The sequence below is a fragment of the Bradyrhizobium sp. USDA 4451 genome (assembly GCF_054822585.1).
This window is the reverse complement of sequence record NZ_JBTRCH010000001.1, coordinates 6,126,624-6,138,554: the sequence shown is the minus strand read 5'-3', so window position 1 is coordinate 6,138,554 and position 11,931 is coordinate 6,126,624. Positions and strand designations below refer to the sequence as shown.

The window sequence follows — 11,931 nt, the reverse complement described above, 5'->3', positions numbered from 1 at the left end:
TGACCGGGCGATCCAGTACGCCGCGGCCTATCCGCTCAGGCACGGACGTCTCTGGAATACTGGATGCCCCGCTTTCGCGGGGCATGACAGCGAGAGCGCTACGCCGCCGCCCGCGGATTGTACGCGTACATGAAGTCCATGCCCTTGGACGACACCGGCAGCAGCAGCTTCAGCATGTGATCGCGCAGCCAGGCACCGGTCGGGCTGAACTCGCGCTTGCTGTTGCCGTTGCGGCGGGCGATCGCCACGATCTTCTCGGCGCGCGGACGTCGCTCATGCTCGAAGGCCTGGAAGGTCATGCCGAGCTCCTGGCCATCGCGCATCAGCATGCCGAGCCGCAGCGCGTCCTCCAGCGCGAGCGATGCGCCCTGGCCGGCATGCGGGCTGGTGGCGTGCGCCGCATCGCCGATCAAGAGCGTGCGCTTGCGCGACCAGGTCGGCAGCGTCGCGACGTCGAGCGTGTCGGTGACCCCGATGTTCTCGGCGGCCTCGATGATCGCGGGGATCGGCGCATGCCAGCCGGCGTGGAAATCGCGCAGATGCTGCTTGATCGCGTCCTGGCTTTGCAGCCGGTAGGCCGCCGCGGTCATGCCGTGCGACGGCTGCGTGCTCCACCACATCGCACCCGCATCCGGATCGGGGCTGCACAGGCCGTAACCGAAGAAGCCGCTTTGTCCGAACGTGGTCTCGACCTTCTGGCCGATCGGCAGATGCTCGATCACCCTGCGAGGCACGAAGCCGCCGAAGCCGAGCAGCCCGGTGTCGAACGGCGTCGGGCCGTCCGGGATCACGTGCCGCCGCGCCGCCGAATGCACGCCGTCGGCGCCGATCACGAAATCGCCCTCGGCGGTGGTGCCGTCGTTGAAATACGCGATCACGGGTTGATCGCCGCGATCCTCGATCTTGACCAGGCGCTTCTCGAAGAACACCGAGACGTTGGAGGCCCAGGCCTTGTCGATCAGCGTCTCGTTCAAGGTCGCGCGGCACATGTTCACCGCGGGCTGGCCGAAGCGTTGCTGCATGTTCTGGTTGAGCGAGCCGAGCTTCTTGCCGCTCTGCGAATAGAAGTCGAAGGACTCCGCGATCGAGCCGTTGCGGATCAGCTCGTCGGCGAGGCCGAGCTCGGCCAGCACATGCATGCCGTTCGGTGCGATCTGCAACCCGCCGCCGATCCCGGTCGAATAGGGCCAGGCCTCATAGAGCTCGGCCTCGATGCCGGCGCGGGTCAGGAACATCGCGGTCACCGGACCTGCGATGCCGGCGCCGATGATGAGTGCCTTGCGGGGACGTCTGGTCATCATGTCTTGCTCCATGCATCCGTGTCGGCTAGGAAGGGTTAGTGGCTAATCATCTTAGTCACTAAGATATTTATCTTCTGAGGTAAGAGGTCGCCTTTGTCAAGCGCCAAGTCGCGCGATGCGCTGATGCAGCAACTCGAGGAGGCCATGCGGCGGTCCTCCGCGCAGGGCGTGATGTACGGTCAAGCCGTTGCAAACATGGCCGGAATTTCCAATTCCGATATGGAGTGCATGGACATCCTGCACCTGGAGGGGCGCGTCACCGCGGGACGGCTCGCCGAAGTCACCGGGCTGACCACGGGCGCGATCACCGGGGTGGTCGACCGCCTGGAGAAGGCGGGCTACGTGCGCCGCGAGCGGGATGAGAGCGACCGCCGCAAGGTCTTCATCTCGGTGGTTGAGGACAAGGCGATGGAGATCGGCAAGTTCTACGTGCCGATGCAGAACGCCATGCTCAAGCTCTGGAGCAGCTACAGCGACGACGAGTTGCGGCTGCTGCTGCGCTTCGCCAATGACGGCTACAAGGGCGTGCTGGAAGCAACCGAAGCACTGAAGGCGGTGATCGACATGCCGCCGGAGCAGCGCGCCAATCTCAAGCTGCCGCCGAAGTCTCGTCGCTGATTTCGGCCGGCATGGCGCGATAGCGCTCGGTCGCCGCGTACATGCCCCACATCGTGCCCAGCATCATCCAGAAATGCCGCCAATGGTCGGTGTCGATGATGAAGCTCTCGCCGGCGATGCCGAGGAATGCCGAGAAGATCGCAAGATAGTCGCGCTGCCACGGCACCCGCGTGTAGATGTAGCGGAAGCCGATGATCGCGCTGACGAACACCAGCGCCGGATAGCAGATGCCCGAGATCCAGCCGCCCGACATGAAGGCGTTGAGGAAGGAGTTGTGGGTGTCCTCGGGAAAATAGGTGTGGAATTGCAGCGGCCCGATGCCGAACGGCAATTCCAGCGCCATCTGGGCGCCGAGGATGTGGCGGCCGAAGCGGCCGAAACGGCCTTCGTCGTAGCTCTGGTCGAAGCTCGCGCGCTGCTTGAACATGTCGGCGACCGAGCCGATTGAGAGCAGCACCGCGATCAGCGCGACCGCCAGGACCGCGGCGATCAAGGTCATCACGATGATGCGCGAGCGCTGCGCCTGCGAGCGGCTGGTGAACACCATCAGCGCCAGCATGAAGGCCGCGGTGATCAGGAGCCCGCCCCAGGCGGCACGCGAGAACGACAGCAGGATCGCAAGCGAGATGATGCCGAACGCGATGGCGTTGCGGAACGCCTTGCCGAAGCGGTCGGAGACCACGCTTTGCAGCGTGAACAGCGCCGGAAGGATCAGGAACGCGCCGAGCACGTTGGGATCCTTGAAGGTACCGCGGGCGCGATCGTACAGCGTCAGCAGGTCGTAGCCGCCGGGCACCAGATGGAAGTAGCCGGCGATGCCGGCGAGCGAGGCGATCATCGCGCCGACGATCAGGCCGCGGCGCAGCATGTCGAGCCGAGCTTCGGTGTCCTCCGACATCACCATCGCGAAGAACACGACGGTGACGGCCATGTACCAGGAGGTGAGCACCCAGTTCACCACCTCCGGCTTGTCGAGGAACGGCACCGCGCCGATGCTGTAGCCGACATTGAGCACGATCAGCGAAAACAACAGCGGCATGAACACCAGCTGCATGCGCAGGCCGGTGGCGAAGAACAGCACGCAGGCGGTCAGCGTGACCAGTTCATATGGGCTCGGCTCGATGAACACGATGGCGATCGACGCGCCGGCCAGCCACACCAGCGCCCGCTGCAACGCCAGCACGCCTGACGGCGCCGATGTCAGCGATTGAGACGTCCCGGCTGTCGCCGCATAGGCCATCGGATACTCACGCAACGCGGTACAAAAATCTTGGTTTCGTCACTGCGAGCGAAGCGAAGCAATCCACCTATCCCCGAATTGCGGCATGGATTGCTTCGTCGCTTCGCTCCTCGCAATGACGGCAGTTAGTCTCGGATCTCAGTACGCGTTCTCGTTCTTGGTAACCAGCGAGAACGGGGTCTTGAGCAGGATGTAGAGGTCGAACAGCACCGACCAGTTCTCGATGTAATAGAGGTCGTATTCGACGCGCTTCTGGATCTTCTCGTCGGTGTCGACCTCGCCGCGCCAGCCGTTGATCTGGGCCCAGCCGGTGATCCCTGGCTTGACGCGGTGGCGGGCGAAATAGCCGTCGACGGCCTCGTCGAACAGCCGGTTCTCCAGCTTGCTCTGCACGGCGTGTGGGCGCGGGCCGACCAGCGAGAGGTTGCCCTTCAGCACGACGTTGAACAGCTGCGGCAATTCGTCGAGCGAGGTCTTGCGGATGAAGCGGCCGACGCGGGTGACGCGCGGATCGTTCTTGGTCACCACCTTGGAGGCGGTGGGATCGGCCTGGTGGTGGTAGAGCGAGCGGAATTTGTAGACGTCGATCCGCTCATTGTTGAAGCCGAAGCGCTTCTGGCGGAATAGCACCGGGCCGGGGCTGTCGAGCTTCACCGCGAGCGCCACCAGTCCGAGTACCGGCAGCGCGGCAAGCAAAGCGAGGCCGCCGACCACGCGGTCGAACAGCCATTTCAGCACCAGATCCCAATCGGTGATCGGCGCCTCGAACACATCCAGCGTCGGCACCTTGCCGAGATAGGAGTAGGAGCGGGGCCGGAAGCGCAGCTTGTTGGTATGGGCCGACAGGCGGATGTCGACCGGCAGCACCCACAGCTTCTTCAGCATCTCCAGGATGCGGGTCTCGGCCGAGATCGGCAGCGCGAACAGCACGAGATCGACCCGGGTGCGGCGCGCGAACTCGACGATGTCGTCGACCTTGCCGAGCTTCGGCGAGCCGGCGCAGGTCTCCATGGCGCGGGCGTCATTGCGGTCGTCGAACACGCCGAGCACGTGGATGTCGGTGTCGTCGTCGGTGTTCAGCGCCTCGATCAGCTGCTCGCCGTTCTGGTCGGCGCCGACAATGATGGTACGCCGGTCGAGCCGGCCGTCATGCGCCCAGGCCCGCACCATCGAGCGCAGCAGCAGCCGCTCGGCGATCAGCACCGCGAGGCCGACGCAGAAGAACGACGACAGCCAGACCCGCGACACCTCGCCGCCGAGCTTGACCAGGAAGGAGACGCCGATGAACAGCAGGAACACGAAGGCCCATGACGAGATCATCCGCGTCATCTGGCGGAGCTGGCCGCGGAAGATCTGCACCTGGTAGATGTCGGCGGCCTGGAAGCAGACCACGGCCGCGGCCGACATGCCGAGGATCGAGCTGACGTATCCCCAGTGGATGCCGCCGCCAGCGAGCGGCCTGACATAGGCGAGATAGAGCCCGACGCCGACCAGGCTGAGCAGCACGAAATCGGCGAGGCGAACCACGCCGGCGATCACGACCGGCGAATAGGCACCGCGAACTTTTTGATTGGTGACGGCGAGCGCGGCCGGCGACAGGCGGCGGCGGCGTTCGATCTGCGGCTGAGCGGCCGTCGCTGACGCCGCGGCGTCCAGCATCGAGCGTGCGTTAAACGGTTCCACGAGTCCACGTCCATTCCTGCGCATGCAGATGGGCATCCGCGCGCAGCAGCGAAATTCCCCTGGACGCGACTTAAGGGGACAAATCGGAAGAAACGGTTACGTGTGCAAGAAATGGTTAACGTTCGGCAAACGCGTCGCGATAGCCGGCGAGCACGCCCTCGACCATTGCGCTCTGTGAGAAATGCTCGGAGATCCGCTCGCGCAGTTGCTGCGCGCGCGCTGTGGTCGTCGTGGGATTGTCCAGCGCGGCCTTGATGGCGTCGGCCATCGCGCCCGCATTGCTCGGCGCGAACAGGGCGTCGGTGTGGGTATCGAAGATCTCCGGGATGCCGCCCACATTGGCGGCGATCATGGGAACGCCGGCGGCGCCGGCCTCGATCACCACGTAGGGCATCGAGTCGCCGCGGGAGGGAACCACCAGCAGGCTGCCCTTGGAGAAGCCGAAGCGCGCCTTGACGTGGCCGATGAAGCGGACGGCATCGCCTAGCGACAGCCGCTTGACCTGTTCCTTGAGGCGCTCGAATTCCTCGCCGTCGCCGCCGAGCGTCAGTGTCACCGGCTTGCCCTCGGCGCGCAGTTTCGCCACCGCGTCGATCAGGAGGTCAGCGCCCTTGATGCGCCGGAACTCGCCGACATAGGCCACATCGGTGGCGTCGTCGGCCCTCGGGACCGGCTCGAACTCCTCCGACGTGACGCCGTTGAAGACGCAGCGCACGAGGCCGGTCGGCTTGCCCACGGTGCGCTGGTAGGTGTCGCGGGCAAACGCGCTCTCGAACAGGAACAGGTCGGTGCTGTTCATCAGCGTGCGCTCGAGCTGGCTGTAGAAGCGGCCCTTCCAGGTGTCGAGCGGGTAGTGCAGCGAGCCGCCATGCGGCGTGTAGACCCGGATCACCTTGCTCGAGCGCCGCCGCAGGCGGACATAGGCGCCGGCCTTGGCGCCATGGCCGTGCACGACGTCAGGCTTCAGCTTGCGGATCAGCCCGGCGATATGCGCCCAGACCATGACGTCGGCGAAGCGCGGCTCGCGGCGGATCGCCACGCGGTGGACGCCGAGCGTGAGGCGCGGCGCGATTTCGGCCAGCACGCCGTCGGCGCGGGTGCCGCCGGTCAGGCTGTCGGCGACGATACCGACATGGTGGCCGCGCTCGATCTGGCCGTTGGCGACATCGAGGATGTGGCGAATGATGCCGCCGACCGGGGCACGGACGACGTGCAGGATGCGGAGCGGCGCTTGCTGGTTTTGATCCTGGGCCATCGATCAGAACCAGCGCTCGCCGACGAACACGGTGTCGCCAGGCCCGATCGGGGTGCCCAGGGGAGCAACGAAGCGGCCTGCGCCCGATGCATCGGTGTGGGTGAGGGTGACCTCGTCGCGCCTGGCGCGCGGCGAGAAGCCGCCGGCGATCGCCACCGCGCTCTCGACCGTCATGTTGGGCACGTAGGGATATTGGCCAGGGGCCTGGACTTCGCCGAGGATGAAGAACGGCCGGTAGGACTCGATCTCGACCGCCACCGAAGGCTCGCGGATGAAGCCGTTGCGCAGCCGTGCGGTGATCTCGGCGGCGAGCCCCGCCGGCGTCCGGCCGCGTGCCGGCACCGAGCCGATCAGCGGCATCGTGATCGCGCCGGCGGCATCGATCGCATAGGAGTTGGTGAGGCCTTCCTGGCCATAGACCACGACGCGCAGCTTGTCGCCGGGGCCGAGATTATAGGCCTCGCGCCTCGGCGCGCGCTCGGCATAGGCGATCGGCGCGGCATAGGGGGCCTGGCCGTAAGCCATCGAGTCGAGGCCGGGGTCGCCGGCAGCCGGCGACGTCCGGCCCATGCAGCCCGACAGCGCGAGCGCAGCAATCAGACAAACAGGGGGAGCGCGCAGATCGCGCATGTGAGGAATCCCGCGACAATATCGGTCCCGATTAACGGCGCTCATGGTTAACAAACAATGACGGATCAGGTGGTGGCAGCGATGTCCGGCAACCGCACCGATTAACCCGGCAGCAACCTTAATGGACTGTAATCGCCGCCATTGAAGGGGAGTCGCGGCGTCCGCGGGAGTTGGTTATGCGGTTTGCATTCTGGCGTAGAGACAAGGAAAAGGCCGTCGTGCAACGGGCGGTGCCGAAGTCCGCGCGCGTTGCCGATGAAGCTGTCGTGAAGCCGGTTGCGCCGAAGCCCATTCCCGACAAGGCGGCGCGTCCGGCCGAGGCAACCGATCTCGATCTGCATGTGCTCGGCCGCGCGCTGGCACGCAAGCGCGGCTGGATCGTCGTGCCGACCGTGCTGGTGTTTGCGTTGTCGCTTGCCGCCGTCAACGTCGTGACGCCGCGCTACAAGTCGGAAGCGCGAATCCTGATCGACAATCGCGAGAACGCCTTCCTGCGTCCGAACGGCGAGCGCGACCTGGAGCGCACCTCGCTCGATGCCGAGGCGGTGACGAGCCAGGTGCAGCTATTGCTGTCGCGCGATCTCGCGCGCGACATCATCAAGAAGAACAAGCTCGCCGAGCGCCCCGAGTTCGATCCGGTGCTGCGCGGCTTTTCCCCGCTGAAGTCGCTGCTGGCGCTGTTCGGCATCGGCCGTGACCCGTTCAGCCTGACGCCGGAAGAGCGGGTGCTCGATTCCTATTACGAGCGCTTCCAGGCCTACGCGGTCGACAAGTCGCGCGTCATGGTGATCGAATTCCAGTCGGAGGATCCCGAGCTTGCGGCGCGTGTCGCCAACTCGATCGCGGACGGCTATCTCGTGCTGCAGCAGGGCGCGCGGCAGGATCAGGCCAAGTCCGCCAGCACCTGGCTGCTCGGCGAGATCGACAAGCTGCGCGGCAAGGTCGCGGACGCCGATTCGCGGGTCGAGGAGTTCCGCTCCAAGTCGAGCCTGTTCGTCGGCACCAACAATATCCCGCTGTCGAACCAGCAGATGGGCGAGCTGAACACCCAGCTCAACAATGCCCGCGCGCTGAAGGCGGATGCCGAGACCAAGGCGCGGCTGATCCGCGAAATGCTTCAGGGCGGCAAGCCGATCGAGGCCTCGGAAGTGCTCAATTCCGAGCTGATCCGCCGGCTCGCCGAACAGCGCGGCACGCTGCGCGCGCAGCTTGCCGAACAATCATCGACACTGCTCGACAACCATCCGCGCATCAAGGAATTGAAGGCGCAGATCGCCGACCTCGACCGGCAATTGCGCGAAGAGGCCGGCAAGATCTCGCGCTCGCTGGACAACGATGCCCGTGTCGCCGACGGCCGCGTGCAGGCGCTGCAGGCGAGCCTCGACCAGTCGAAGAAGCAGGCCTCGTCGAGCAACAGCCAGGACGTGCAGCTGCGCGGGCTGGAGCGTGAGGCCAAGGCGCAGCGCGATCTCTTGGAAGCCTACCTCGCCAAGTATCGCGAGGCGACCGCACGCGAGAACATCGAGGCCGCGCCGACCGACGGCCGCATCATCTCGCGGGCCACGGTCTCGAACACGCCGGCCTATCCGAAGAAGCTGCCGATCGTGCTGATCGCGACGCTGGCGACGCTGTTGCTGTCGTCAGGCATCATCATCACCGGCGAGTTGCTGCGGATCACCGCGCCCGGCGCGGTCGGCCGGGCCTTCGCGCCGGCGGCCGCCGTGATCCGGCGCCGCGAGCCGGTCATGGAGACCGCAGCCGCAGACGAGCCGGTGTCAGCGCTGCCGCCTGAGCCGGCCCGCGCGGCGCCGGTTGCACCGAGGACACCACCGCAGCCCGAATTGCCGCCGGCGCCGGCGGTTGCCTACGAGCCCGTCATCAGCGAGCCGCAGCCTGCGCCGGCTCAGCCGGTCGACGAGATCGATGAACTCGCCGAGCGTCTGGTCGCGGCCGGCCCTGCCGCGCATAAGGTCACGGTCCTCGGTCCGGCGGCCGGCGAGAGCGTGACGGCGACTGCGTTGACACTGGCCCGTCTGATGGCGCGCCAGGCCAAGGTCGTGGTGGTCGATCTCGTCGGCTCCTCGCAGGTATTGGCGGCAGCCACCGTCGACCCCGCGGCACCGGGCCTCGCCGAGTTGATGCAGGGCGAGGCGACGTTCGCGCAGATCATCACCAAGGATCGGCAGTCGCGCGTCCAGATCGTCAGCGCCGGGCGTCCGGGCTTCGATCGCAGCTATCTGCAATCGCCGCGGCTCGTGCTTGCGATCGATGCGCTGCTCAGGGTCTACGACCACGTGCTGCTCGACGCCGGTTCGGCGCTCGACCTGCCGGCCGAACTCTTGACCGCGAAGGCGCAGGCCGTCGTGGTGCCCGATGCCGCGATGACGCAGGATGCCCGCCGTTCGATGGTCGACCAGCTCAGGGCCGTCGGCTTCTCCGAGGTGACGATGCTGAGCAAGCCCTGCGCGCCGTCGCAAGCGGCTGCTGCCGGCCCGCGGGTCGTGGCGGCCTGAATCGAGCCGTTAAAGCGCGATGAGATCCGATCGGATCGTCATCGCGCTGTTCCCTGATGGCGCTTCAGTGTGCCAGCACCGGCTCGCGCGCGGCTCGCTCCAGCACCGGATCGATCCGCAGCCGGATCGTGACCAGGGCGCCGATCAGTCCGACGACCGCGAGCAGCAGCAGGCCCGCGGTGAATCCGCCGGTCAGGTCCTTCAGGTAGCCCATCGCGAACGGGCCGGCGAAGCCCGACAGGTTGCCGAGCGAGTTGATCGCGGCGATACCGGCGGCGGCCGAGGCACCGTTCAGGATGCTGGCCGGCATCGGCCAGAACATCGGCGGCACCGCGGAGACGCCGATCTGGGCGAGGCAGAGCAGGCCGATGATCAGCACCGGACTTGAGACCAGCCCGGCGAGGCCGATACCGACGGCGGCGAGCGTCAGCGCGCCGGCGACGTGGTAACGCCGCTCGCCGGTCTTGTCGGAATGGCGGCCGAGCAGCACCATGCCGATCGCGCCGAACACGAAGGGCAGGGCGGCGAGGAAGCCGGTCTGGGTGTCGGTGACGCCGAACGCCTTGATGATGGTCGGCAGGAAGAACGCGACGCCGTAGCTCGCTGCATTGAGGCAGAAATACACCAGCGCGCAGGCGAGCACCCGCGAATCGGTCAGCGATTGCATGACCGAGATGTGCTCCACGGCTTCCTTCTTCTGCCGCTCGATCTCAAGTGAGTTCTGCACCCATTTGATCTCGTCCGGCTGCAGCCAGCTTGCCTGGCGCGGGAAGTCGGGCAGCATCGCCAGCACGGCGAAGCCGACCAGCACCGACGGCAGCGCTTCGCAGATGAACAGCCACTGCCACCCGGTCAGGCCGGCACCCGACAAATTGAGCAGCAGGCCCGAGATCGGCGCCCCGATGATGCTGGAGATCGGGATCGCGAGCATGAACAGGCTGATGACGCGGGCGCGATAGATCGTCGGGAACCAGAGCGTCAGATAGAAGATGATGCCGGGGAAGAAGCCGGCCTCGCAGGCGCCGAGCAAGAGGCGCAGGAAGTAGAAGATCCATTCGCTCGAGACGCCGCTCGCCGCCGACATCTGCGGGATGAACGCGAATGCCGCCGAGACGATGCCCCAGCTGATCATGATGCGGGCGATCCAGCGCCGCGCGCCGAACCGCTCGAGGAGGATGTTGGAGGGCACCTCGAAGAAGAAGTAGCCGACGAAGAACAGGCCGGCGCCGAGCCCGTAGGCGGCTTCGCTGAGCCCAAGCGCGGCATTCATGTGCAGCTTGGCGAAGCCGACATTGACGCGATCGAGATAGGCCACGAAGTAACACAGGATGAGGAACGGAATCAGCCGCCGCATCATCTTTCCAACCGCGCGCTTCTCGACATCGTCGCTCATCGTTCCCGTCCCTTCTGGCTTTTCGATTCGGCGCACGGTCACCGCGCTCTCCGGGGGCGTACAGTGTACACCCGCAGCGGTCCGTCGCTTGGCCCTTGCAAGTTTTGTTGCAAGCCTTGCGTTCATTGTTGTGTAATTGACGGCCGCGTGACTAATGGCATTTGGGAATGGAGCCACGGCGAAACTGTCATGATGCACCGCGGTATAACGGTTGGAACTCGGGTATTTCAGCGAAGCCGGATACCGGGGGGCGTATAGAAAACGCGTCGAGACAAGAAGCTGGAGTTCTGTTCGTTCCGATTGGATCGGACCGGACGGCTCTTCCCGGGCAGGATGGTGACGGGCCGTGATCAATAATCTGAAACTGCGCCAGTTGCGCCTGCTGGTCGCGCTCGACAGCGAGCGCAAGCTGCAGCTGGCCGCCGAGCGCCTCAACATCACCCAGTCGGCGGCATCCAAGATGCTGGCCGAAATCGAGGCGGTGGCGCGGGTTCCGCTGTTTGAACGGACCGCGCGCGGCGTCGAGCCGACCGCCTACGGCTCGATCCTGATCCGGGGCGGCCGGAGCGTGCTGGCCGACCTTGACCGGGTCACCAATGAATTCGCCGGCTACCGGTCCGGCGAGCTCGGCACCGTCTCGGTCGGGACGGTGGCCAAGCCCAGCATCGACCTCGTCGTCGACGTCATGCAGTATCTCGGCGAGAAGCTGCACCGGGTGAGCATTTCGCTCGATGTCAGCACCAGCCCGCCGCTGGTCGCGCGGCTGCTCGCGCTGGAGCTCGATTTCATCGTGGCGCGAATACCGGCCGGCGTCGATCCGGCGCAGTTCGACTATCACGAGATCGGCGCCGAGCAGGCCGCGCTCCTGGTGCGCGCCGAGCATCCGCTGGCCGCGCTCGACAACGTCAATCTGGAAGACACGGTCGACCTGCAATGGATCTCCCAGCCGCGGGAATCCTTCATGCGCCAGGCGCTCGAGCGGCTGTTCTACAGCCGGGGCATTGCACCGCCGCAGCGCATGATCAACACCGAATCCTTTTCCGCGTCGATCGGGATTGCCGCGGGGATCGATGCGATCGTGCCGGTGCCCTTGCTGATCTTCGATCTGCTCGATCCGCAGCGCTTCAAGATGCTGCGCATCCGCGACCAACTGATGCTCGAGAGTTACGGGCTGATCAAGCTGCGCAAGCGCGCGCTGTCGCCGGCCGCGACGCTGGTGTTCGATGCGATGATGCGGCTCGGCGTCGAGAGCGGACGACAGGCGGCGGAGGGCTCGCCGGTCTAGCCCGCAGGAATCC

9 protein-coding genes are annotated in these 11,931 nt (G+C 66.0%); 3 read left to right on the top strand and 6 right to left on the bottom strand.

The window, feature by feature from the left end; translation table 11 throughout:
• Positions 1 to 98 precede the first annotated feature (98 nt).
• Positions 99 to 1,298: an FAD-dependent oxidoreductase gene (locus ACVMB0_RS28395; protein ID WP_456797989.1), complete on the bottom strand. Its 1,200-nt coding sequence runs from the start codon at positions 1,296 to 1,298 to the stop codon at positions 99 to 101.
• 147 nt (positions 1,299 to 1,445) lie between these two features.
• Between ACVMB0_RS28395 and ACVMB0_RS28390 the strand changes: the two genes are divergently transcribed.
• Entirely contained in the window at positions 1,446 to 1,919 is a 474-nt protein-coding gene (locus tag ACVMB0_RS28390) for a MarR family transcriptional regulator (protein WP_456756532.1), read from the top strand.
• On the opposite strand, the gene ACVMB0_RS28385 is transcribed toward ACVMB0_RS28390, so the two are convergent.
• The 4 genes from ACVMB0_RS28385 to ACVMB0_RS28370 all read right to left on the bottom strand — a co-directional run bounded on the left by ACVMB0_RS28385 (position 1,891) and on the right by ACVMB0_RS28370 (position 6,727).
• Positions 1,891 to 3,159 carry an O-antigen ligase family protein gene (locus tag ACVMB0_RS28385; RefSeq protein ID WP_456798996.1) on the bottom strand — a complete coding sequence of 423 codons (1,269 nt, stop codon included), beginning with the start codon at positions 3,157 to 3,159 and terminating at the stop codon, positions 1,891 to 1,893. The two genes, ACVMB0_RS28390 and ACVMB0_RS28385, sit on opposite strands and share 29 nt — an antisense overlap.
• 138 nt (positions 3,160 to 3,297) lie before the next feature.
• The gene (locus tag ACVMB0_RS28380) at positions 3,298 to 4,842 is read right to left on the bottom strand and encodes an undecaprenyl-phosphate glucose phosphotransferase (protein WP_461348362.1); all 1,545 of its coding nucleotides are present in this window, start codon (positions 4,840 to 4,842) and stop codon (positions 3,298 to 3,300) included.
• A gap of 115 nt (positions 4,843 to 4,957) precedes the next feature.
• Entirely contained in the window at positions 4,958 to 6,097 is a 1,140-nt protein-coding gene (locus ACVMB0_RS28375; RefSeq protein ID WP_456754459.1) for a glycosyltransferase family 4 protein, read from the bottom strand.
• A 3-nt stretch (positions 6,098 to 6,100) separates the two neighbouring features.
• A complete protein-coding gene (locus ACVMB0_RS28370; RefSeq protein WP_461348361.1) occupies positions 6,101 to 6,727 on the bottom strand; it encodes a polysaccharide biosynthesis/export family protein in 627 nt (208 codons plus the stop codon).
• 176 nt (positions 6,728 to 6,903) lie between these two features.
• Between ACVMB0_RS28370 and ACVMB0_RS28365 the strand changes: the two genes are divergently transcribed.
• Positions 6,904 to 9,240, top strand: coding sequence for a GumC family protein (locus ACVMB0_RS28365; RefSeq protein WP_461348360.1), 2,337 nt, complete (start codon positions 6,904 to 6,906; stop codon positions 9,238 to 9,240).
• A 64-nt stretch (positions 9,241 to 9,304) separates the two neighbouring features.
• Here ACVMB0_RS28365 and ACVMB0_RS28360 read toward each other — a convergent pair whose 3' ends face one another.
• Complete coding sequence (locus ACVMB0_RS28360; RefSeq protein WP_456754462.1) at positions 9,305 to 10,633, bottom strand: MFS transporter; 1,329 nt, start codon at positions 10,631 to 10,633, stop codon at positions 9,305 to 9,307.
• Positions 10,634 to 10,979: 346 nt separating this feature from the next.
• On the opposite strand from ACVMB0_RS28360, the gene ACVMB0_RS28355 reads away from it, so the two are divergent.
• Positions 10,980 to 11,918, top strand: coding sequence for a LysR family transcriptional regulator (locus ACVMB0_RS28355; RefSeq protein ID WP_456754463.1), 939 nt, complete (start codon positions 10,980 to 10,982; stop codon positions 11,916 to 11,918).
• Positions 11,919 to 11,931 lie beyond the last annotated feature (13 nt).